The organism is Paraburkholderia sp. CNPSo 3076 (assembly GCF_026343935.1).
In the GTDB taxonomy this organism is placed as follows: Bacteria; Pseudomonadota; Gammaproteobacteria; order Burkholderiales; family Burkholderiaceae; genus Paraburkholderia; species Paraburkholderia nodosa.
In genome coordinates this window covers 41,228-64,217 of the sequence record NZ_JAPMAL010000007.1, presented here as the reverse complement: position 1 = coordinate 64,217, position 22,990 = coordinate 41,228, and the positions used below count along the sequence as shown (strand labels likewise).

General features: G+C 65.0%; 19 protein-coding genes. 9 read left to right on the top strand and 10 right to left on the bottom strand.

The genetic code is table 11. The features are described from left to right. Nucleotides 1-42: 42 nt before the first annotated feature. The 3 genes from M3A49_RS10005 to M3A49_RS09995 all read right to left on the bottom strand — a co-directional run bounded on the left by M3A49_RS10005 (nucleotide 43) and on the right by M3A49_RS09995 (nucleotide 4,105). A complete protein-coding gene (locus tag M3A49_RS10005) occupies nucleotides 43-1,434 on the bottom strand; it encodes an undecaprenyl-phosphate glucose phosphotransferase (protein ID WP_254352404.1) in 1,392 nt (463 codons plus the stop codon). A gap of 41 nt (nucleotides 1,435-1,475) precedes the next feature. After that, a complete protein-coding gene (locus M3A49_RS10000) occupies nucleotides 1,476-3,011 on the bottom strand; it encodes a mannose-1-phosphate guanylyltransferase/mannose-6-phosphate isomerase (protein ID WP_266228545.1) in 1,536 nt (511 codons plus the stop codon). 89 nt (nucleotides 3,012-3,100) lie between these two features. Next, nucleotides 3,101-4,105: a GlxA family transcriptional regulator gene (locus M3A49_RS09995; protein WP_254335489.1), complete on the bottom strand. Its 1,005-nt coding sequence runs from the start codon at nucleotides 4,103-4,105 to the stop codon at nucleotides 3,101-3,103. Between the two features lie 624 nt (nucleotides 4,106-4,729). Between M3A49_RS09995 and M3A49_RS09990 the strand changes: the two genes are divergently transcribed. The 3 genes from M3A49_RS09990 to M3A49_RS09980 all read left to right on the top strand — a co-directional run bounded on the left by M3A49_RS09990 (nucleotide 4,730) and on the right by M3A49_RS09980 (nucleotide 8,659). Next, nucleotides 4,730-6,688 carry a hypothetical protein gene (locus M3A49_RS09990; protein WP_266228544.1) on the top strand — a complete coding sequence of 653 codons (1,959 nt, stop codon included), beginning with the start codon at nucleotides 4,730-4,732 and terminating at the stop codon, nucleotides 6,686-6,688. A 190-nt stretch (nucleotides 6,689-6,878) separates the two neighbouring features. After that, on the top strand, nucleotides 6,879-7,331 hold the full coding sequence (locus tag M3A49_RS09985) for a GDP-mannose mannosyl hydrolase (protein ID WP_254352407.1): 453 nt from the start codon (nucleotides 6,879-6,881) through the stop codon (nucleotides 7,329-7,331). A 323-nt stretch (nucleotides 7,332-7,654) separates the two neighbouring features. Then, nucleotides 7,655-8,659: a GlxA family transcriptional regulator gene (locus tag M3A49_RS09980; RefSeq protein WP_266228543.1), complete on the top strand. Its 1,005-nt coding sequence runs from the start codon at nucleotides 7,655-7,657 to the stop codon at nucleotides 8,657-8,659. A 119-nt stretch (nucleotides 8,660-8,778) separates the two neighbouring features. Here M3A49_RS09980 and hmpA read toward each other — a convergent pair whose 3' ends face one another. Then, nucleotides 8,779-9,981 carry an NO-inducible flavohemoprotein gene (gene hmpA, locus M3A49_RS09975; protein WP_266228542.1) on the bottom strand — a complete coding sequence of 401 codons (1,203 nt, stop codon included), beginning with the start codon at nucleotides 9,979-9,981 and terminating at the stop codon, nucleotides 8,779-8,781. A 259-nt stretch (nucleotides 9,982-10,240) separates the two neighbouring features. Beyond that, entirely contained in the window at nucleotides 10,241-10,822 is a 582-nt protein-coding gene (locus tag M3A49_RS09970) for a cob(I)yrinic acid a,c-diamide adenosyltransferase (protein ID WP_266228541.1), read from the bottom strand. Nucleotides 10,823-11,014: 192 nt separating this feature from the next. Between M3A49_RS09970 and M3A49_RS09965 the strand changes: the two genes are divergently transcribed. From M3A49_RS09965 to proC, 6 genes are all read left to right on the top strand, one after another. Then, nucleotides 11,015-12,430 (top strand): FAD-binding oxidoreductase, encoded by a 1,416-nt coding sequence (locus tag M3A49_RS09965; RefSeq protein WP_266228540.1) that lies wholly within the window; start codon nucleotides 11,015-11,017, stop codon nucleotides 12,428-12,430. A 48-nt stretch (nucleotides 12,431-12,478) separates the two neighbouring features. After that, entirely contained in the window at nucleotides 12,479-13,984 is a 1,506-nt protein-coding gene (locus tag M3A49_RS09960; RefSeq protein WP_028201996.1) for an FAD-linked oxidase C-terminal domain-containing protein, read from the top strand. Nucleotides 13,985-14,125: 141 nt separating this feature from the next. After that, nucleotides 14,126-15,214, top strand: coding sequence for a glycolate oxidase subunit GlcE (gene glcE / locus M3A49_RS09955; protein WP_254352412.1), 1,089 nt, complete (start codon nucleotides 14,126-14,128; stop codon nucleotides 15,212-15,214). 18 nt (nucleotides 15,215-15,232) lie between these two features. After that, nucleotides 15,233-16,462, top strand: a complete 1,230-nt coding sequence (gene glcF, locus M3A49_RS09950; RefSeq protein WP_266228539.1) for a glycolate oxidase subunit GlcF — start codon at nucleotides 15,233-15,235, stop codon at nucleotides 16,460-16,462. A 178-nt stretch (nucleotides 16,463-16,640) separates the two neighbouring features. Continuing rightward, nucleotides 16,641-17,339, top strand: a complete 699-nt coding sequence (locus tag M3A49_RS09945) for a YggS family pyridoxal phosphate-dependent enzyme (protein ID WP_254352414.1) — start codon at nucleotides 16,641-16,643, stop codon at nucleotides 17,337-17,339. 22 nt (nucleotides 17,340-17,361) lie between these two features. Then, a complete protein-coding gene (gene proC / locus M3A49_RS09940; RefSeq protein ID WP_266228538.1) occupies nucleotides 17,362-18,177 on the top strand; it encodes a pyrroline-5-carboxylate reductase in 816 nt (271 codons plus the stop codon). Between the two features lie 72 nt (nucleotides 18,178-18,249). Here proC and ubiA read toward each other — a convergent pair whose 3' ends face one another. The 5 genes from ubiA to M3A49_RS09915 all read right to left on the bottom strand — a co-directional run bounded on the left by ubiA (nucleotide 18,250) and on the right by M3A49_RS09915 (nucleotide 22,971). Continuing rightward, on the bottom strand, nucleotides 18,250-19,113 hold the full coding sequence (gene ubiA / locus M3A49_RS09935) for a 4-hydroxybenzoate octaprenyltransferase (protein WP_266228537.1): 864 nt from the start codon (nucleotides 19,111-19,113) through the stop codon (nucleotides 18,250-18,252). 153 nt (nucleotides 19,114-19,266) lie between these two features. Beyond that, nucleotides 19,267-19,755 carry a Dps family protein gene (locus M3A49_RS09930; RefSeq protein WP_266228536.1) on the bottom strand — a complete coding sequence of 163 codons (489 nt, stop codon included), beginning with the start codon at nucleotides 19,753-19,755 and terminating at the stop codon, nucleotides 19,267-19,269. 165 nt (nucleotides 19,756-19,920) lie between these two features. Then, nucleotides 19,921-20,097, bottom strand: coding sequence for a hypothetical protein (locus M3A49_RS09925; RefSeq protein ID WP_266228535.1), 177 nt, complete (start codon nucleotides 20,095-20,097; stop codon nucleotides 19,921-19,923). An 88-nt stretch (nucleotides 20,098-20,185) separates the two neighbouring features. Beyond that, nucleotides 20,186-21,625: a catalase gene (locus M3A49_RS09920; protein ID WP_266228534.1), complete on the bottom strand. Its 1,440-nt coding sequence runs from the start codon at nucleotides 21,623-21,625 to the stop codon at nucleotides 20,186-20,188. Nucleotides 21,626-22,011: 386 nt separating this feature from the next. Then, nucleotides 22,012-22,971, bottom strand: a complete 960-nt coding sequence (locus M3A49_RS09915; protein ID WP_028201988.1) for a hydrogen peroxide-inducible genes activator — start codon at nucleotides 22,969-22,971, stop codon at nucleotides 22,012-22,014. Nucleotides 22,972-22,990: the final 19 nt, after the last annotated feature.

The window sequence follows — 22,990 nt, the reverse complement described above, 5'->3', positions numbered from 1 at the left end:
GTGTTGCTTGCTGGTGATGCTTGCTCGAATGCGCCGCAGGGCTCAGTACGCGTTGCGGCCAACCAGACCGTGAACGATCGTGGCCGCGATGATGCGCATGTCGAGCCAGAACGACCAATGGCCGAGGTAATACAGATCGTGCGCTACGCGCATTTCCATCTTTTCGAGGCGATCGGTTTCGCCGCGAAATCCATTCACCTGCGCCCAGCCGGTAATGCCCGGCTTGATGCGATAGCGGTTGATGTAGCCCTTCACCACGCTCTGATAGAGATCGTCGTGCTCGAGCGCATGCGGGCGCGGTCCGACCACCGACATGTCGCCGCGCAGCACGTTGTAGAACTGCGGCAGTTCATCGAGACTCGTGCGGCGCAGGAACGCGCCCAGACGCGTCACGCGCGGATCGTCGCGCTTCGCCTGGCTCACCGTGCCGGGTGCTTCCTTGTGCTCGCGCATCGTGCGGAACTTGTAGATCGTGAACACGCGGCCGTCGGCGCCCTTGCGGCGCTGCCTGAACAACACCGGCCCCGGCGAGGAAAACTTCACTGCAATGGCAATGCCGATGAGAAGCGGCATGAGGCTCACGAGCGCAAGCGCCGCGAACACGCGATCGAACAACGCCTTCTTGAACTGCGCGCTCGCGGGCAGCGGCGAGGCGACGAGGTTGATCGCGGGCACGCCGAGCAACTCGATCACCGTACTGGTGTCGAACAGGGCCAGCGAGCGCACGTCCGGGATAAAGCGGATGTTCACGAGGTCGTTGCGAAACTCGCTTACGAGCCGTACCACCGTGCGCTCCTCGGCAAGCGAAAGGGCGAGCCACAACTCGTGCACGTCATGCTCGCGGATATGCTGCGCGAACGTCTCGATCGTGTCGCACACCGGCGCGTCTTTCTCGCTCGCGGGTCTCGCCGATTGCGGCATGGTGTTGTAGAGGGCGCTCGCACGAAAGCCGGAGCCTGGCTCCGCATCGATGCGCCGCATGATCTCGTCGCACTGCGAAGCGGAACCCGCGATGGCAACCTGATGAAGATTCATGCCCGCGCGCCGCATATGCGACAGCACGCCGTGCGCCAGGAAGCGCCATGTAATGAGCAAGCCGCCTGCAAGAGCGGTCCAGTAAGCGAACCACAAGCGCGAAACGACGTCGACGTGATGCATCGTTGAATACATCGAAATCAGCGCGCAGCCCTGTACGACGAGCCAGGCAAGCGACACCTGGCCCGCGAGCAGCGCCTTGGAGCGCCCGCGCCACGACTGGTAAAGCTCGAACGCCGGAAAGATCACGAGCGCGAAGGCCGCGGAGAGCAGCACAAAGGCTTCGTTCACGCCGCGCGGCACGATGTCTTCGAAGCGGATCTCCGAAGCCACGCTGGCGCCGATCATTACGGCAGATACGTCGAGCACTCTCGCCATCAGATTTTGTAGCTCGCGCATGCTTTCTCCCTTTTTTCTCCCTGCTGGCCGTGCCGCTGCCCTCAACCGCAGCGGCCGTACGTATCGTCGAGACGGACGATGTCGTCCTCTCCCAGATACGCTCCCGACTGCACCTCGATGATCTCGAGCGGCACCTTGCCCGGGTTTTCCAGCCGGTGGCGCACACCGAGCGGAATGTAAGTGGACTCGTTTTCCGTCATAAGAAAGGATTCCTCACCACGAGTGACGAGCGCGGTGCCGCGCACGACTGTCCAGTGCTCGGCGCGATGGTGATGCAGTTGCAGCGAGAGCCGCGCGCCGGGCGTGACGACGATGCGTTTGACCTGGAAGCGCTCGCCCGAATCGATCGAATCGTAGAAGCCCCATGGACGTTGCACCTTGCGATGCGAATCCGCCTCGGGTGCGCGCTCCGCCTTGATGCGCGCAACGAGCCCCTTCACGTCCTGCACCTTCGAGCGGTCGGCGACGAGCACCGCATCTGCCGTTTCGACCACCACGAGGTTCGACGTACCCACGCAAGCCACGAGCCTGCCGTCGGAATGCGCGTAAGTCGCCACCGCGCCTTCGAACACCACACGTCCGCGTCCGACGTTGCCGTCTTCGTCCTTTTCCATCGCGGCCCACACCGCGTCCCACGAGCCGAGGTCGGACCAACCCGCGTCGAGCGCAACCACCACGCCCTCGGGCGTCCAGCCGTTGCTGCCCGATAGCCGCTCCATGACCGCGTAATCGATCGAGTCGGACGGGGCGCGCTTGAAGGCGTCGGGGGCCGGCCGGAACACGGGGCCGTCTTGCTGGCCATCCACGAACGCGGCAAGGCACGCTGCATGCATGTCGGGCTGCAGTGCGCGCAGCGAATCGAGCCAAACGCTCGCACGCATCACGAAGATGCCGCTGTTCCACCAGTAGCCGCCCTGCGTGATGTATTGCGTGGCGAGCTCAGGCGCGGGCTTTTCGACGAAGCCGTCGATACGGTGGGCGCCGTCGGCAATCGCCTCGCCGACGCGGATGTAACCAAACCCCGTTTCGGGCGAACGCGGCGGCACGCCAAGCGTGACGATCGCGCCGCGCTGCGCATGGCGCGCTGCGCATTCAAGCGCGCGTTGCAGGGCGTCCAGGTCGGTGATCGCATGGTCCGACGGCATCACGATGAGAATCGCGTCGTCGCCGTTCGCGCACGCGAGTGCCGCACCGAGTGTGAGTGCCGGCGCCGTGTCGCGCCGCGCCGGCTCGACCACGAGCCGCGCGTCCATGCCGCACGCCCGCAACTGATCGACGATCACGAAGCGGTGTTCTTCGCCACATACGACGATTGGCGAACTCGCGACCTCCCACTCGGACGAAAAGCCGTCGAGGCGATGCACGGTTGCCTGCAGCAGCGTATCGCTGCCCACCACACCAATTAGCTGCTTAGGGAAATGCGCGCGCGACATCGGCCACAAACGTGTACCGGAACCGCCCGCCAGCACTACCGGCACGATGCGCGTGCAAGGCGTCGAGCCTTCGCGCGCTGTACCCGGCTCGCTTTCTGCACGGGCCTGACTTTGTCCTTCATGAATCGATGACCTTTCATTCATCTTCGGACTCCTTCATATCGGGCAGGATCACCTCGGCTCGCGAATAGCGACCCCGTTTGTAACGAAGTGCGACCGTTGTTACCGCGGCGTTACGAGACAGCTACGCCGGCCTCGCGGCGGCTTTGCTCGCGGTATTCGGTGGGCGAAATCATCATGCGCTTGCGAAAGATCTTGGCGAGGCGGTCGCCGTTGCCCATGCCGGTGCGGCGCGCGATCTTGTCGACCGGCAATTCCGAATCGGTGAGCAGGCTGCAGGTAATCGCGAGGCGCGCATGCAGTAAGTAATCAGATGGCGTGATGCCCATCTCCAGCTTGAAGCGGCGCAGAAAGTTACGCTCGCTCATCGCGGCAACTTGCGCCGCGTCCGCTATCGAAATGGCCCGCTGACAGTTTTCCTGCAGCCAGCGCGCCGCTGCACGCACTTTGTCAGCCGGCGCGCTGCCAAGCGCATCGCCGAGAAACGGCAACAGGTTGCCGCCCGAATCGGGCATGAGCCGCTCAGTCACGGCGCGCGCAACATCCACGCCCAAGTCGCGCTTGACGAGCGTGAGCGCGCTCTTCATCGACTCGAGCCGGTCGCCGGCGTCGCCGCCCGCTTCCTCGCGTCCCGTTTGCATCGCATACGAGCCGAACTCGTGCTGCGTGCGCTGGCCGCACAGGCTTGCCGCCTCGAGCAGTGAACGGCCTTCACCAATCGGACGAATGGTACCGGTGTTCGCATGCACGCGACGCAGCCATGCGATGAGTCGTTCGTCGTTGGCGGCCGCGAAGGCGCCCTTTCCACCCGCCACGAACAGCGCGTCGAAACCGACGTAGTGGCGTGCATCGAGTCCATCTGTCCAGACCCGTACCGAAGACGAGCACGTTACGTTGCCGCCATCGGCCGAAAGGATGCTTACATCGTAAGGTGAGCTGCGAGCGGTGTCCGTCGAGAGTTCGTTCGCTACATGAAACACTTCAGCCACGATACCGGCGCCGAGGAGCGAACAACCATCGAACAGCAGAATTGCGATATGACGCACCTCTCGACTGATGCCCGCGGTCACGAGATGCGGGCGGCTGAACGACGGCAAATCCAGACTTGCGTACGCCATGCTTTTCCCCTAAACAATCCCCCGTACCAAGCGAAAAGTCCCGGTAATAGCATTTCGATAGCATTCCAGTGCAGTGCATCATATGCAGAGAAAAATCCCCGCAACGACGACTGACCGAAACTGGCGAGACATTGGCGCATTTAGTCCGGTCGAGGACCGATTAGAAGATTGGGCGCCAAGCTAAGTGCCAAAAAGCAAACTGCGTGAAAGGCAATTGGTTCGATTACATCAATTCGGCAATAGTGCCGGATAACCGTTACAGGCAGGTATTTTCGCCTTTGTTACTACAAAATCATTCGACGCCTTCCGATCGATGCGTACGCATGGGATGGAAGTGAACGGCCAATAATAGACTGCAAGTCGATTCGTCTGATTAAATGATGTTTAAGAAGCTTTGGGCTCCGATTTCGAGCATGCGAAGCGCATTTTAAACCTGTTAAATCCTGTTTGCGCCGCACAATAAAAAAATTCACAAAAAGCCGCTTTATATGATTGGGCTCCGCGAGCACTGCACAACTCTCGCGCGGCGCTTCCAGGAGAAATTGCGCGAAAAGCCTGGAGGCTGGCGTCAAGTGACTTGCTCGAACAACTAGGCTTACCCTTTCATGTGTGAGGAACCTGCCAATGACATTGCGCCCAGCCCTTGCATCCGCACTCGTAAACCCTCGTTCCGCGCGCGGCTCGTGCGCTTTTTCATGGGTACCGGCAGCAACGCTCGCGCTCGGCGTTCTCGGCGTGATGCTGCCGGCGATGCGTTGCCGCGCCGCCGATGCGCCCGTTTGCAGGAGCGTCGCCGGCAGTGCTGCAATTGAGGACGGCAATGACGTCATCTCAGCGGATACGCCCGGCAGCGACGGCACGCGCCTCTTCGCGCGCGGTAAAGGTGTGCGTATCGTCGTAACAACGAATGCCACGCGCGACGACAAGGTGCAATGGCAAATCGCCGACACGTGGAGCCGCCCCCAGGCAAGCGGCAGCTTCGCCGTGGCGGCCGGCCCGCGCGTCACGTGGCTCGCCTGCACGATGCTCCCGGCAGGCTACTTCGCGTTTTCGGCGTCACTGGCTTCGCAGCCCTCTACGGGTTTGCCCCAGCGCGGCACCCGGCCGGCCGGCATCACCACGTTCGGCGTGCTGCCCGACGTGAGCGCAGCACTTCCCGCACCCACCTTCGCACGCCAGGACCTGCACCGCTTCGGTGGACAAGGGTCAGCATATATCGCGCCCGGACAGCACTGTTGCGGCGGCGACGGCCTGCGTCCGCTCTACACCAACCTCGGTCTAGCCTGGGCCAACGACAAGCGGGGCTGGTACGTCATGGAGCCCAAAGGTCCGAATACGTTCGACACTGCCGCCTCCCAGCTCGATCTCCAGTTCAAGCCCGGCGACATCATGCGATTGATCACGCTCGACGGCTTTCCCGGGTGGGCGAGTCCGAACGGCCAGGAGACCCACAGCTACGTGCCTTCGTCGCCGGCCCAGTTGCGCGAATACATGTCGCGCGTAGGCACTGAGTCCGCACGCATCCGTGCGCGCGTCTTCCCGCGCCAGGCGCACAACTACTATCAGGTCACATGGGAGCCCGACAAGGACGGCGGGCTGCCGTGGAAAGACACGGACGCGCATTTCGTCGATCTCTACAAGACCGTCTACGAGGGCATACACGCCACCGACCCGACGGCGATCGTGATGGGCCCGACCTATGCAGGCGTGCAGGGCAACACGGAGTGGCTCAAGAAGTTTGCACCGTTTGGCATTGCTAAATATCTCGATGGCGTGACGATCCACGGCTACTACGATTTCGGCACGAGCCCTTCGCATCCGCCGGAGCGTCTGTACGGCGCCCCCGAAAAAGGCACGCTTTCGCTGCCCGAAGCCATGCGCGAGCTGCGCACGACGATGCGCGATGTGCTTAAGCCGGGCGCCCCGCTCTTCGTGACCGAAACCGGAATTAGTTACGACATCGGGACGAACTACGCGGCCAACTATCCCGACGCGCAAACGCTCTACGCGCAGGGCGCGGTCGTGGCGCGCGCGCATCTGATCCTGCTCGGCGAAGGCGCGGACACCACGTTCGTCTTCTATGGTGCGGACATGCCGGAGACGACGCCAGGCTATGGCGTGTTCTTCGAACTCGAGCATCCGAAGGGCATGTACGGTGCGTCGAACATCAGCCCGAAGCCGGCCGCGCTCGCTGTCGCGACCATGACGCGGCTGATCGACGATACGTATACGCTCGGGCCGCTGCGCGGCACGCCCGCAGGCGTCTACGCCTACGCGTTCGCACGTCCGGGCGGCGGCAAGGTGATCACGGCGTTGTGGAGCCACGACAACGCGCGCTGGAGCGCGAAAACCGGGTTCGACGCCACGCGTGCGACGAACTACACGCTTCAGGTGGACGCGCGCGGGCGCTCGGGCAAGGTGAGCGTGTTCGACATGATGGGCAACCCGACCACCATGACTTACAACGACGGCATGCTCCCGCTGCGCCTGACCGAATCGCCCGTGTATGTGGTGTCGGACAACGCCGAGGTCGCCAGATCGATTGCCGTCACACCCGCGGGCTACGTCGCGCCGAAGCCTTGAGGGCGAGGGCCAGGGCTCGCATCTTGGCCCACGATAGCGAGACTTAGGCGGCTCTGGACAGTGCAACGCGATTTTGAGCCGCCTAGACTGCTGATGAACGCGACGCGTGATTGTCATGCGCCGCGCGCGCAACGGCTGCGCTCGAGACAATCATATCGACACGACCGCCACCCCACGGATCCGCTCGTCCATGCTGTCGCCTACCGAATTCCTCGAGGTGGTGCGGCTCGCACCGCTTGTCGGGATCGACCTCATCGTCGCCGACGCCGACGGCCGCGTGCTTGTTGGCGAACGACGCAATCGCCCGGCGCGCGGCAAGTGGTTCGTTCCGGGCGGACGCATCCACAAGGACGAATGGCTCGACGCCGCGTTCACGCGCATCGTCGAAACAGAGCTCGGCATTGCGGGCATGCAGCGCGCGGCTGCACGCTTCGTCGGCGTCTACGAGCATCACTATCCGGACAACTTCGCGGCGGAAAACGGCATCGGCACACATTACGTTGTGCTTGCGTACGCGTTCATGCTGGACAGCACCGTGCCTGTCGGGCGCTTCGATCAGCACAGCCAGTACGCGTGGCTATGGCCCGAGGAGCTGCTCATGCGCGATGACGTGCACAAGAATTCGAAACAATATTTCTGCTGAAAACGCCCCCGGTGACAGACACGCGCGCGTCGTGGATTGCCCTCGCAGCGTTCGTGAAGCAGGCGTGGGGCGCGCGTGCGCGCCCATAAGACCCGGGTGCAACGCCCGGTCAAGACCGAGCCGCCTTGCCTCGCGCATACCGAGCCATTCTGCCAACTTCTCGGCATTTTCAGACTGCGGCGTGCGTCAGCAGCCCACCGGCCTATCATGAATCCCGAGAGCGTGATGTGACCGCATGTAACAGCCCCACTCAGCCGGATGAGGGCACGCGGCGCAAAAACGCAACGTACTCCTGCGAATCCTTTCTGCGCGAGGAACCGGCCATGTACATCGATAGGGTGGTCTGCCGGCAAGCCGCTTTCCAGCCGCGCGGCGCTCACTTGAAGTTCGGACCCGTGGCCAAACGCATAGGCATCCTGGTTTTCGAGGGCTTCCCGCTCGGGGACGTGACCTTGCTCGCCGATGTGTTTCGTCTCGCGAACGATGCCTGCGCCGACACGCTTCCTGCTTATTCGATCGTCATGCTTTCCGAGCCTGGCGGCAACGTAGCCAGCGGCTGCGGCCTGCGGATATGGTCCGAGAGCCTGCATGGCCCGCTGCGCAGCGGCTTCGACACACTGTTTATCGCCGGCGGCCCTGGTGCGATGGAGGCGCGCGCGAACGCGCGGCTCATCACGCGGCTGCAGATGCTCGCACCGAAAGTGCGCATCATCCGCGCCCTCGGCGAGGGACGCGCGGTACTCGCCGCCGCCGATGTGCCCTTCCTGCGCACGGGCGGCAATACGGCAAGTTCGGCGCAGCGGCTACGCCGGGCGCTGGAAGCGCGCAACGCCGGCGCTTCGGTCGTGACGCCTTCCGAGGCGCTCGTCGCCGCGCTCAAGGTGGTCAAGCGCAATCACGGCGTGGCGCTTGCGCAGCGCGTATCCGAAGACTCGATGCCGGGCTCGTGGGAGCGGCTTGGCCCCATGCTCGACGACGGCGAGGCCGACAGCGCGAACGGCAAGATCAACTCGGCCGCGCACTGGCTGCGCGAGAACTACCATCAGCCGATCTCGGTGGCCGATGCGGCGCGCGTCGCGCAGATGAGCATGCGAAACTTTCTGCGCCACTTCAAGACGCAAACGGGCCTCACGCCGTCTGAATATCTGCTGCGCGCCCGGCTCGATGCCAGTTGCCTTCTGCTCGCGCAAACCAATCTTCCCATCGACGAGATCGCGCAACGCTGCGGCGTGCCGCGCGGCGAGCGCCTCGCACGGATCTTCCGGCGCAGGCTGTCGATTTCGCCGTCGGGGTATCGCGCCGTGAACCGGCGGGCTTCGGGCGAGTGATGCCAGTCGCAATTCGATGCATGTTTTACGGCTGCATACGCAAAACGCCGCGCTTTCGCGCGGCGTCTTTTTTATTCGGCGTACTCAGCGTGTAATTTCAGCGTGCCGGGTGTGCAACGTTACAGCATGCCGGAGCCGAAGATCTCCGTGTGGATGCGCGAAGCATCGACGCCGCGGGCAATCAGCGCCTCGCGCTGTTCGCGCATGAACGCCACGGGGCCGCACAGGTAGTAGTCGGCGTCGGGCAGCAGCACATCCGCTTCGATGCGGCCGATATCGATGCGCCCTTCGAAGTCGTAGTCCGTGTCCTGGCGGTCGTTTGCGCCGACTTCTTCGTAGAACACCGCGCGCTTGACGTTCGGGTACTCGGACACCGCGTGACGCAGAAAGTCGCGGAAGGCGTGCACCTTCGCGTTACGGCATGCGTGCACGAAGGTCACCTTGCGCTCGCTGCGCTCGGCGATCAGCGTGGAGAGCATCGACTTCATCGGCGTGATGCCCACGCCGCCGCTCATCAGCACGACTGGCGAAGTCTTCTTGCGGTCGAGCGTGAACTCGCCCATCGGCGCGCTCACGTGCACCACCGCGCCTTCTTCCACGCCGTCGTGCATGATGTTCGACACGTGGCCCGGCTGCGCTTCGCCGCGGCCAGTCTCCCGCTTCACCGAGATGCGCAGCCACTTGCCGTGGGGCGCGTCCGAGAGGCTGTACTGACGCGGCTGGTCCACGCCGAGCTTGTCGACGAAGCGCGTCACGCTCACGTACTGGCCCGGCTCGAAACCGCCAGCGGGCGCACCGTCGGCCGGCGCAAGATAGAACGAGGTGATCTCGTCGCTTTCGACTTGCTTGCGCATCACCTTGAACGGACGGAAGCCGCTCCACGAAGCGCCCTCGTACAGCTTCGCCTCGGTGCCGATCATGATGTTCGCGAGTTGTTCGTAGGCCACGGCCCAGGCGTCGAGCGTGGGCTGGTCCACGGCGTCGCCGAGCACGTCGACGACTGCGCCGAGCAGATGGCGGCCGACGATCGGATAGTGCTCCGGGCGGATGTTCAGGCTCGCGTGCTTGTGCGCGATGTGCGTGACCGCACCGCCGAGCGCGCCCAGATTGTCGACGTTCGCCGCATAGGCGTACACCGCGCGGGCGAGCGTTTCGGGCTGGCTGCCGCTTTGCTGATGCGTCTGGTTGAAGATGTTCTTGAGCTCGGGGTGCGCGGCGAACATCCGCTTGTAGAAATGCTTGGTGATCGTGGCGCCGTGCTCGGCGAAAACGGGCGCAGTGGCCTTCACGCGGGCCATCTGGTCGGCGGTGAGCGCAGTCATTTACGGCTTCTCCGTGGTAAAGATGCACACAAGATACATCTTTAATGCGACAGCCCGACCTGGGCATTTTGTCGCACCCCAGCAATTTCCTGATTGCGCCGGCCGTGAACGTGCGGCGGGTGGCCGTGGAGCGAGCTTCGGGGGGGCTTTTGCGGTGCAGGAAACAATCTTTTTCGGACGTCGACGGCGCGGGTTGTTGGACGCTACGTGCGAGCTCACACTAAGCCGGTCGGACGGTGCACGCTCGCGCCCTTTTTCCCTACGCGCCCTCGCCCTTGCCCGCGCCCCGGTCGTGCCTCCAGAGCACGTCGCTGCCGCCCGCGGCCCGGTTGAGCACGCGCGCGAGCACGAACAGCAGGTCGGAGAGACGGTTGACGTAGCGGCGCGGCGTATCGGCGAGCGGCGGGCCCGAGTTCGCCGTGGCGCCCAGTGCGACGACCGCGCGCTCGGCGCGCCGGCATACGGTGCGGCACACATGCGCGAGCGCCGCCGCCCGCGCGCCGCCTGGCAGGATGAATTCCTTGAGCGGCGGCAGCGTGGCGTTGTAGTGCTCGAGCCAGCCATCGAGCCGCGCGAGGTGTTCGTCGGACACGAGCGTGTGGCCCGGTATGCACAGCTCGCCGCCCAGATCGAACAGGTCATGCTGGATTGCGACGAGCGCCTCGCGCACGTCGTCGGGGAGCGTTTCGCACAGCAACACGCCGATCTGCGAGTTCAGCTCGTCGACTTCGCCGATCGCAGCGATGCGCGCGTCGTCCTTGCGCACGCGGCTGCCGTCGCCGAGTCCGGTCGAGCCGTCGTCGCCGGTGCGTGTTGCAATCTTGCTCAGGCGATTGCCCATGTTGTGCTCTCCGGAGTTGAAAATTCGCGCAAGTCGCGCATCATGCGCACCCGGCGCGGTGTGAGGCGCCTGCGCCTGCCGGCCATTATAGGTTTCGTGCACCGCAGCATAAGGAGCGCGGCTTTGCGGCGCGGACGTTCAGCGTAAAATGGTCCGAGCCAGCAGTCATACCCATACGAAGGAGACACCCGCGTGAATCACCCCGCGCCGCCGGCCCTCGCCCGCCGCCCGTTCCCCACCGAACTCCTCGATCAACTGCGCAGCGCGTTGGGCGAACGCGTCTCCACCTCCGAAGCCGTACGCGCCCACCACGGCCGCGACGAATCGCCCTTCGACCCGCAACTGCCCGACGCCGTGGTGTTCGCGCAGAGCACCGAGGATATCCAGACCATCGTCAAGCTGTGCGCCCGCCATGGCGTGCCGATCATTCCCTACGGCAACGGCTCGTCCCTCGAAGGTCACTTGCTGGCCGTGCAGGGCGGCGTGTCGATCGACCTCTCGCAGATGAACCGCGTGCTCTCGATCAACGCCGAAGATCTCACCGTGACCGTCGAGCCTGGCATCTCGCGCAAGCAGCTCAATGAAGCGCTGCGCGACACGGGTCTGTTCTTCCCGATCGACCCGGGCGCCGATGCGAGCATCGGCGGCATGACGGCCACGCGCGCTTCGGGCACCAACGCCGTGCGCTACGGCACGATGCGCGAGAACGTGCTCGGTCTCACCGCCGTCCTCGCCGACGGCCGCGTGGTCAAAACCGGCACGCGCGCGCGCAAGTCGGCGGCGGGCTACGACCTCACGCGCCTTTTCGTCGGCTCGGAAGGCACGCTCGGCGTGATCACCGAAATCACGGTGCGGCTCTACCCCCAGCCCGAGGCAGTCTCGGCGGCGGTGTGCGCGTTCCCCTCGATGGCCGAGGCCGTGCGCACGGTGATCGAGACGATCCAGATTGGCGTGCCGATCGCGCGCGTGGAATTCGTCGACTCGCTCGCGGTGCGCGCGATCAACAAGCATTCGAACCTCACGCTGCGCGAAAAGCACACGCTCTTCTTCGAATTTCACGGCACCGAGGCGGGCGTCGCGGAGCAGGCGCAGCTCGTGCAGGAGCTTGCCGCGCAGCACGGCGGCGAAGGCTTCGAGTGGGCCACGCGCCCCGAGGACCGCAGCCGCCTGTGGAACGCGCGCCACAACGCCTACTTCGCGATGCTGCAGCTCAAGCCCGGCTGCCGCGCCGTGACGACCGACGTGTGCGTGCCGATCTCGCGCCTCGCCGAATGCGTGATCGAGACGGAAGCCGATCTCAAGGCCTCGCCGCTGCCCTGCCCGATCGTCGGCCACGTGGGCGACGGCAACTTCCACGTTGCGATCCTGATCGACCCGGACAAGCCCGAGGAAATCGACGAGGCCGAGCGCCTGAATCGCCGTATCGTGCAGCGTGCGATCGCGATGGACGGCACCTGCACGGGCGAACACGGCGTGGGCCTGCACAAGATGGATTTCCTCGTCGAAGAGCACGGCGCGGACACCGTCGACACGATGCGCGCGATCAAGCACGCACTCGATCCGCACAACCTGATGAATCCGGGCAAGATCTTCAGCTGGGCGGCGTAACCGACAAGCGCTGAGAAGCGCACTCAAGCGCAACAGACGGGAGGAGAGATGAACGCACCCGAGGCGAACTTGCCCGAGCTGAGCCCGGAAGCGCTCGCGCAACGCCAGCGCGAGGTAGTCCAGGCGTTGATGGCCGTACTGCCGGCGCATTGCCTGCTGCATCGCGAGGAGGACACCGTCGCCTACGAGTGCGACGGCCTTGCCGCCTACCGGCGGCTGCCGCTCGCCGTGGCGCTGCCGGAGACCGAGTCGCAGGTGCAACGCATCGTGCAGATCTGCCGGCGCCTCGACGTGCCGGTCGTGCCGCGCGGCGCGGGCACCGGCCTCTCGGGCGGCGCCATGCCGATCCGGCACGGCATCGTGCTTTCGCTCGCACGCTTCAAGCGCATTCTCGAAGTCGATCCGTACGCGCGCACGGCCACCGTGCAGCCCGGCGTGCGCAATCTGGCCGTTTCTGAAGCGGCGGCGCCCTTCGGCCTTTACTACGCGCCCGACCCTTCGTCGCAGATCGCCTGCACGATAGGCGGCAACGTTTCGGAGAATTCGGGCGGCGTCCACTGCCTCAAGTACGGCCTCACGGTGCACAACGTGCTGCGCGTGCGCGCCGTGACGATGGACGGCGAGATCGTCGAATTCGGCTCGCTCGCGCCCGATGCACCGGGCCTCGACCTGCTCGCGGTGATGATCGGCAGCGAAGGCATGTTCGCGATCGTGACCGAAGTGACCGTCAAGCTGATTCCGCGCCCGCAAACCGCGCAGGTCATCATGGCGAGCTTCGACGACGTCGTGAAAGGCGGCGACGCCGTGGCGGGCATCATCGCCTCGGGCATCATTCCGGCGGGCCTGGAAATGATGGACAAGCCGGCCACGCGCGCCGTGGAGGAGTTCGTGAACGCCGGCTACGACCTCGACGCCGCCGCGATCCTGCTGTGCGAAGCCGACGGCACGCCAGAGGAAGTCGCCGACGAGATCGCGCGCACGACCACGGTGCTGCGCGAGCACGGCGCCACGCGCATCCAGATCTCGCGCACCGAGGAAGAGCGCCTGCGCTTCTGGTCGGGCCGCAAGAATGCGTTTCCGGCGGCGGGCCGCATCTCGCCCGACTACTACTGCATGGACGGCACCGTGCCGCGCCGCGCGATCGGGCCGCTGCTCGCGCGCATCCACGAAATGGAAAAGCAGTATGGACTGCGCTGCATCAACGTCTTCCATGCCGGCGACGGCAACATGCACCCGCTCATTCTCTTCAACGGCAACGACCTCGACGAATGGCACCGCGCAGAGGCCTTCGGCTCGGACATTCTCGAGACCTGCGTCGAACTGGGTGGCACCGTGACGGGCGAGCACGGCGTGGGCATCGAGAAGATCAATTCGATGTGCGTGCAATTCTCGCCGCAGGAGCGCGACGCGTTTCATGCGGTGAAACACGCGTTCGACCCGGCCAGGCTGCTCAACCCCGACAAGGGCATCCCCACGCGGGCGCGCTGCGCCGAGTATGGGCGCATGCATGTGCGCGGGAATCTGCTGCCGCACCCCGAGTTGCCGCGCTTCTGACAGACGCGCAAACACGCACCCGGCACCGCGCCGTCTATGCATATCGCGTGACCCGAATGAGGGTCCGCTCCGGGTTGTCAGGCGAGGTTCGCTCAGTACAATCGAACGAACCATATAACGAACGAGCGCGACCATCACGACATGGAAGAGGACGATATCGTCTCGGACTGGTCCGAACGCATCCGGGCGGCGAGCGCCGATGGGCGGGCGCTGCGCATTCGCGGCGGGGGCACCAAGGACTGGTACGGCCAGTCGCTCGAAGGCGAGATTCTCGACACGCGCGCACACCGCGGCATCATCGCGTACGACCCGGCCGAACTGGTGATCACGGCGCGCGCCGGCACACCGCTTGCGGAAATCGAAACAGCGCTCGCGGCCCACGGCCAGATGCTCGCGTTCGAGCCGCCGCACTTCGGCGCCCAGGCCACCCTGGGCGGCTGCATTGCCGCAGGCATTGCGGGGCCGCGGCGGGCGAGCGCGGGCGCACCGCGCGACTTCGTGCTGGGCGCGGTGCTCATGAACGGCCACGGCGAGGTGCTGCATTTCGGCGGCCAGGTCGTGAAGAACGTGGCAGGCTACGACGTTTCGCGGCTCATGGCGGGCTCGCTCGGCACGCTCGGTCTGCTGCTGGAGCTTTCGGTGAAGGTGCTGCCGGTGCCGCAAGCGGAAACCACGCTCAAATTCGACATGAACGGCACCGACGCCGTGCGCAAGCTCAACGAATGGGGCGGCCGCCCGCTGCCGATGACGGCGAGCGCCTGGCGCAACGGCACGCTCGCGGTACGCCTCGCGGGCGCGGAAGCCGCGGTGAAGACAGCCCGCGCGAGCCTGGGCGGCGAAGTGGTGGACGCCGTGGAGGCCGAACGGTTCTGGGCAGGCCTGCGCGAGCAGACCGATCCGTTCTTCGCGTCGATTGCGCCCAACGCGGCGCTGTGGCGGCTCGCGCTGCCCTCGATCGCGGAACCCCTGCAACTGCCGGGCGCGCAACTCATGGAATGGGGCGGCGCGCAGCGCTGGTGGATCACGGAAACCGACGCGCAAACGGTGCGTATCAGCGCGAAGCAAGCCGGCGGACACGCGACGATGTTCCGCACGGGGCGCGACTACGACCGCAGCGCGGGCGTCTTCACGCCTTTGCCCGCGCCGCTCATGAAGATCCATCGCGGCCTGAAGGCCGCCTTCGACCCGGCCCGCATCTTCAATCGCGGCCGGCTGTATTCCGACTTCTGACGACACCCACACGCGGCGATGCAGACGAACCTCGCGGACTTCATACGCAACACCCCCGACGGCGACGAAGCCGACGCGATCCTGCGCAAGTGCGTGCATTGCGGCTTCTGTACCGCGACCTGCCCGACCTATCAGTTGCTCGGCGACGAACTGGACGGCCCGCGCGGGCGCATCTATCTCATGAAGCAGATGGTGGAAGGCGCGCCGGTCACAAAGAGCACGCTCACGCACCTCGACCGCTGCCTCACGTGCCGCAGTTGCGAGACCACCTGCCCTTCCGGCGTGCAGTATGGGCGCCTCGTGGAAGTGGGCCGCAAGCATGCCGAACAGATGGTGAAGCGCCCGCTGCGCCAGCGCGTCATGCGCCGCCTGCTCGCGGGCCTGCTGCCGCGCCGCGCCCTCTTCACGCCGGCCATGCGCCTCGGCCAGCAGGTGCGGCCGCTGCTGCCCAAGCGCCTGCGCGACAAGGTGCCCGTGCGCCAGCGTTCGCTCGCGTGGCCAACGGCCAAGCACGCGCGCAAGATGCTGATGCTGCAAGGCTGCGTGCAGCCCTCGATGATGCCCAACATCAACATCGCGACCGCGCGCGTGCTGGACGCGCTCGGCATCGAAACGATCGTCACGCCGCAGTCGGGCTGCTGCGGCGCGATCCGCCTGCACATGGGCTACGCCGACGACGCGCTCGACGACGTGCGCGCGAATATCGACGCCTGGTGGCCCTACATCGAGCAAGGTGCGGAAGCGATCGTGATGAACGCCTCGGGCTGCGGCGCGACGGTGAAGGAATATGCACACCTGCTGCGCGACGATCCGGCCTATGTGGAAAAAGCGCGCCGCGTGGTCGAGCTCACGCGCGATCTTTCGGAACTGCTGCCCGCATTCGAGGAACAGCTCGTGGCAAACACGAGGCGCCGTAGCATCAAGACGGTAGCGTGGCATCCTCCCTGCACGCTGCAGCATGGCCAGCAGTTGCGCGGCGGCGTGGAAAGGCTGCTCACCGCGCTCGGACTCGACGTGCGGCTGCCCGCCGACAGCCATCTTTGCTGCGGCTCCGCGGGCACCTATTCGATCATGCAGCCGCGCCTTTCCTATACGCTGCGCAACCAGAAAGTGGACCGGCTGCAGGCGCTGGAGCCGCAATTGATCGTCTCCGCCAACATAGGCTGCATCACGCACCTGCAAAGCGGCACGGCGATTCCGGTCACGCACTGGATTGAGCTGGTCGAACATATGCTGGCGACGAATTGAGCCATCGGGAACGGCACCAGCGTAACGAGACGCACGGCGCGCCAACAGTCGGCCATTCGGTATCGCCTTTCTGGCCAGTGTTTCGCGCCGTGCGCAGTCCGTATAATGGCCGTCGTTCTGTTCGTTTTGGATCCAAAAAGGCGGCGAGCGCCATTTCATGCGCCGGCCTTCAAGCCCGATGACCGATCTCTCCCACAATCTCGAAGCTGTCCGCGAGCGCATCGCGGCCGCCGCCCGCAACGCCGGCCGCGACCCGCAAAGCGTGGAGCTGCTCGCGGTTTCGAAAACATTTCCTGCACAGGACGTGCGCGCCGCTCACGCTGCCGGCCAGCGCGCGTTCGGCGAGAACTATGTGCAGGAATCCGTGGACAAGATCGAGGCGCTCGCCGACTTGCGCGCGAGCATCGAATGGCATTTCATCGGGCCGCTCCAATCGAACAAGACACGCCCCGTGGCCGAGCGTTTCGACTGGGTCCATTCGGTCGATCGTCTGAAGATTGCCGAACGCCTTTCGGCGCAACGTCCCGCCGGCATGGCGCCGCTCAACGTCTGTCTGCAGGTCAACGTGAGCGGCGAGGCCAGCAAGAGCGGCGTCACCCCGCAAGAAGCGCAGCAGGTCGCGCGCCAGATCGCCGCCCTGCCCAACCTGCGCCTGCGCGGGCTCATGTCGATTCCCGAGCCCGAAACTTCGCTCGAGGCGCAACGCGCGCCGCACCGCCAGCTGCGCGAGCTGTTCGAAGCGCTACGCGCGGAAGGCCTCGCGCTCGACACGCTCTCCATGGGCATGTCGGCCGACCTCGAAGCCGCGGTGCTCGAAGGCGCGACGATCGTGCGCGTGGGCACCGCGATTTTCGGCGCGCGTGACTACTCTCACTGATTCATTGAACGATTCCATCACCATGAAAATTGCCTTCATCGGCGGCGGCAACATGGCCGCCGCGCTCATCGGCGGCCTGATCCGCAAGGGCGTTCCCGCCGACAACCTCTACGCGATCGATCCGAACGAGGACGCCCGCAAGCGCAGCGCCGAGCAGTTCGGCGTGCGCACCGGCGCCGTCGCGGACGCCGCGCTCGCTTCGTATGACGCAGTTCTGATCGCAGTGAAGCCGCAAATCGCCAAGGCCGTGGCCGAAGGCATCGCCCCGCACCTGGGCGCCCATCAGGTCGTCATCAGCATCATGGCCGGCATTCGCATCGACGATCTCTCGCGCTGGCTGAACGGCCACGCGCGCGTCGTGCGCACGATGCCGAACACGCCCGCGCTGATCGGCATGGGCGCAACTGGCCTCGTCGCGAGCAGCGGCGTGGACGCCGCGGGCCGACAGCTCGCGTCGGATGTGCTCGGCGCAGTCGGCCAAACGGTCTGGTTCGACGACGAAGCGAAGATCGACGCGGTCACGGGCATCTCGGGCAGCGGCCCGGCCTACGTGTTCTACTTCATCGAAGCGCTCGAAGAAGCGGCGCGCCAGCTCGGCATGGACGAGCAGCAAGGCCGCGCGCTCGCCATCGCCACGTTCGCGGGCGCGGCGCAACTCGCGCTGCAATCGGACGAGCCGCCCGCCGTACTGCGCGAGCGCGTGACCTCGAAGGGCGGCACGACCGCGGCCGCACTGGCGTCGTTCGACGCTTCGGGCGTGAAGGCCGCCATCGTCAAGGGCGCACTCGCGGCCGATGCACGCGCGAAGGAAATGGGCGAAGAATTCGGCAAGCAGTAAGCGCACCGCAGTCCAGATAGAAAAAGCGCCGGGTGTGTCATGCACCCGGCGCTTTTTTTAATCGATCGGGCCTCAGAGTCCCGCGACGGCGTAGTGGGCCGCAATCCCAACGAACAGCACGCCGCCCAGCCAGTTGTTGTGGCGGAACGCGGCGAAGCACGGCATGCGCTCGCGGTTCCTGATGAGCGTGTAGTGGTAAATGGCGCAGCCCACGGCGGCCGCCCAGCCGAGCCAGTAGAGCCAGCCGAAGCCCAGCGTCACGCCCACCCACACGTAAATGCCGAGCGTGACCGCATAGCAGAGCATGATCGCGAGCACGTCAAAGCGCCCGAACGTGAGCGCCGAGGTGCGAATGCCGATCTTGATGTCGTCGTCGCGATCGACCATCGCGTATTCGGTGTCGTAGGCCACGGACCAGAACACGTTCGCCGCCAGCATGATCCACGCGAGCGCCGGCACGTGATCCTGCACGGCGGCGAATGCCATGGGAATGCCAAAGCCGAACGCAATGCCCAGATACGCCTGCGGAATCGCGAAAAAGCGCTTGGTGAACGGATACGACGCTGCCACGAACAGCGCCACGACCGAAAGCTGCTTCGTCAGCGCATTGAGCGGCAGGATCAGCAGGAACGAGACGAGCGCGAGGCCCGCGGCAATCGCCACCGCTTCCCACGCGCGAATGCGGCCCGATGTGATGGGGCGTTCGGCCGTGCGCTTCACGTGGCGGTCGAAGTCGCGGTCGGCGTAGTCGTTGATCGCGCAGCCCGCAGAGCGCATCAGCACGGTGCCGACCGTGAAAATGATCAACAGCGAGAGGGGCGGATGGCCGTCCGAGGCGATCCACAGCGCGTTGAGCGTCGGCCACAGCAGCAGCAGGCTGCCGATCGGCTTGTCCATGCGGACGAGCCGCAAATAGAGCGGGAGTCGGGCGAACATGATCGGGGCGGGAAAAGCGATGCCGCTATTGTAGGCCAGGGCAGCGCGCCGTCGCCGCGAGCCGCACCCGCGCAAAGACACAGGCCCGCCGGACATCCAGCGGGCCTTTCATCGTGCTGCTCGTGCTTCGGGTGCAGCGCGCAGGTATCGGCATCAAGCCAGCAGCGAGCGCAGCATCCACGCGGTCTTTTCGTGCGTCTGCATGCGTTGCGTGAGCAGGTCGGCGGTCGGTTCGTCGTTGGCCGCTTCCGTCGACGGGAAGATCGCGCGCGCGGTGCGCACCACGGCTTCCTGGCCTTCCACCAGCTGGCGGATCATGTCTTCCGCGGCCGGCACGCCGTCCGCTTCGGGAATCGACGAGAGCTTCGCGAATTCCTTGTAGCTGCCCGGCGCATGCACGCCCAGCGCACGAATACGTTCGGCGATGGCGTCCACGGCCAGTGCGAGTTCGTTGTACTGCCCTTCGAACATCAGGTGGAGCGTGTTGAACATCGGCCCCGTGACGTTCCAGTGGAAGTTGTGCGTCTTCAGATACAGCGTGTAGGTGTCCGCGAGCAGGTGCGAGAGACCCTCCGCGATCTTCTTGCGATCCTTGTCGCTGATGCCGATATTCACGTGCTGTACGGTTGCTTTTTTGGCCATGACGACTCCTTGTGTAGCAGTGAGACTACGCGTGCTTGACGAACCGGTTGCGCCGCGCGCATTTCAACAGCCGCGCGCGAACGCTCGATCGGTCGTCAGTGTAGCCTGGAAATATCAGAAACCCGGCTCATCCGGCCCTACTGTCCAGCAACGTGCCCGGCTCGTTCAGTGTCCTGCCAGATGTGCGAAGGCTTGCGTGGCGATCGCTACGAAACCGCTCGCCACGATCGCGAAGCCCACCACGCGACGCACCAGCTGCGTACCTTCTGCGCGCGTGCGCGCCATCGTGGCGGCCTCGCCGCGTCCCATGGTCTTGAGGGTCATCGTCATCGTTCGGGTCATGATCGTGCTCCTGTGGTGTTTCCTCGAAGTCCTGCTTCAGGCGCGGCCCGCTGTCCCAGCGTTGTGACAACAAACCGCGCCCGCGTCCTTACTTCGCCAGCTTCGCGATCGCGTCGATCACGCCTTGCGCATACACCGGATCGGCGCGGCGGAAGTGCTCGATCTGACGCTCCACGATCTCCGCCGGCACGCCGTTGATATGCCGCGCGATGTTCGCGAAAAGCCGCTCGCGCTGGCCCGCATCGAACAACCGGAACAGCGCGCCCGGCTGGCTGTAGTAGTCGTCGTCTTCGCGGTGATCGTAGTGATCGACCGCGCCGGCCGCGAGCGGCGGCTCGCCGGCCTGCGCACGCTGCGCGAAGTCGCCGAAACGGCTCGGTTCGTAGTTCACGTTGCCGCCCAGGTTGCCGTCGGTGCGCATTGCGCCGTCGCGATGGAACGAGTGGAGCGGGCAGCGCGGCGCGTTCACCGGAATCTGGTGATGGTTCACACCGAGGCGATAGCGCTGCGTGTCGCCATATGAGAACAAACGCCCCTGCAACAAGCGATCCGGCGAGAAGCCGATGCCCGGCACCACGTTCGCCGGCGTGAAAGCGGCCTGCTCGACATCGGCGAAATAGTTCTGCGGATTGCGGTTCAGCTCCATCGTGCCGACGTCGATCAGCGGATAGTCCTTGTGCGGCCACACCTTCGTGATGTCGAACGGGTTGTACGGCACCTTCGCGGCATCGGCCTCGGGCATCACCTGAATGCGGAAATGCCACTTCGGGAAATTGCCCTTCTCGATCTCGTTGAAGAGATCGCGCTGCGCCGATTCGCGGTCCTGGGCAATCACCTGCGCCGCTTCGGCGTCGCTGTAGTTCTCCACGCCCTGCGCCGACTTGAAGTGGAACTTCACGTAGAAACGCTCGTTGTTCGCGTTGATGAACGAGAACGTGTGCGAGCCGAAACCGTGCTGCTGGCGATAGTTCTTCGGAATGCCGCGATCGCTCATGAGGATCGTCACCTGATGCAGCGACTCCGGATGACGCGACCAGAAGTCCCACGCGGCCACGTTGTTGCGCATGTTGGTGCGCGGATCGCGCTTTTGCGTGTGGATGAAGTCCGGGAACTTGAGCGGATCGCGAATGAAGAACACCGGCGTGTTGTTGCCGACGATGTCCCAGTTGCCCTCTTCCGTGTAGAACTTGATCGAGAAGCCGCGCACGTCGCGCTCGGCGTCGGCCGCGCCGCGCTCGCCCGCCACGGTCGAGAAGCGGATGAAGAGCGGCGTTTCCTTGCCGACTTCGCCGAACACCTTTGCCTTCGTGTAGCGCGAGATGTCGTGCGTGACCTTGAGCGTGCCGAAAGCGCCCGAGCCCTTCGCGTGCACGCGGCGCTCGGGAATCACTTCGCGGTCGAAGTGCGCGAGCTTTTCGAGCAGCCACACGTCCTGCAGCATCACGGGGCCGCGCGGACCGGCGGTGAGCGAGTTCTGGTTATCGACGACGGGTGCGCCGGCTGCCGAGGTGAGAGTACGGTCGGTCATGCTGGAATCCTTCCTTGCGTGCGTGTGTGTCTGGAATTCGGTGAAATTTGCGCCGGGACAGCGCGAGGCCGTCAGGCGGACAGCGCGCGGTCAACGAGCAGCGAGAACCACACGGTGCGCAGGCCAGAATGGGCGCGTGCCGAGGTGCTGGGAGTGTTCGGGTGGGTGGTTTGCATCGCTTCCTCCAGGGTTTCCGGTTGGGATCGGTTAGAGGAAACTCTATCAACGACTATCGATATATGTAATTTGATTTATCTAATCTATCGAATAGGCGCAGGTTATTGGGGTCGCAAGAAACGCAAGGCTGGGGAATGGCGGCGCGGGCGAATGCCGCGCTGGAGAGGGAAACGCGCCGCGCAGCCCAACAGCGCACGGCGCGATGTACGTCAGGCCGCCTCGGCAGGCGCCTCGATCTTCCTCACGCCGGGCAGCTCGCAGGCGTGAATGGCGTCGACGACCGCCTCGATCGCAGGCATGCGCGTGAAGCTCTTGCGCCACGCGAGCACCACGCGGCGGTCCGGCACGGGTTCGTCGAACGGCACGTAGGAAAGCAGCCCGGAATCGACGCCGCCCGCGTGCGGCTTCACCTCGGTCACCGACATGCGCGGCAGCACGGTAATGCCTACGCCGCTCGCGACCATATGACGAATGGTCTCCAGCGACGAGCCTTCGAACGTCTTCTGGATGCCGTCGGCGTTTTGCGAGAAGCGCATCAGTTCCGGGCACACGCCCAGCACGTGGTCGCGGAAGCAATGACCGCTACCGAGCAGCAGCATGGTTTCCTGCTTGAGGTCGTCCGGGTCGATCTTCGGGCGCTGTTCCCACGCATGGCCCGACGGCAGCGCCACGACGAACGGTTCGTCGTAGAGGGGCCGCAGCGTGAGGCCGGTTTCGGGGAACGGCAGCGCCATGATCGCCACGTCGATCTCGCCCTGCTTGAGCAGCTCGATGAGCTTGAGCGTGTAGTTCTCCTGCAGCATGAGCGGCATTTGCGGCACACGCTTGATCATCTGCTTGACAAGCGTGGGCAGGAGATAGGGCCCGATCGTGTAGATCACGCCCAGGCGCAGCGGCCCGACGAGCGGGTCCTTACCCTGCTTGGCGATTTCCTTGATCGCGAGCGTCTGTTCGAGCACACGCTGCGCTTGCGTGACGATCTGCTCGCCGATGGGCGTCACGCTCACCTCGCTCGTGCCGCGCTCGAAGATCTGCACGTTCAGTTCGTCTTCGAGCTTCTTGATGGCGACCGAAAGGGTCGGCTGGCTCACGAAGCAGGCTTCCGCGGCCCGTCCGAAGTGGCGCTCTCGAGCTACCGCGACAATGTATTTCAATTCAGTGAGCGTCATTCGGGGACCAATCAAAAAA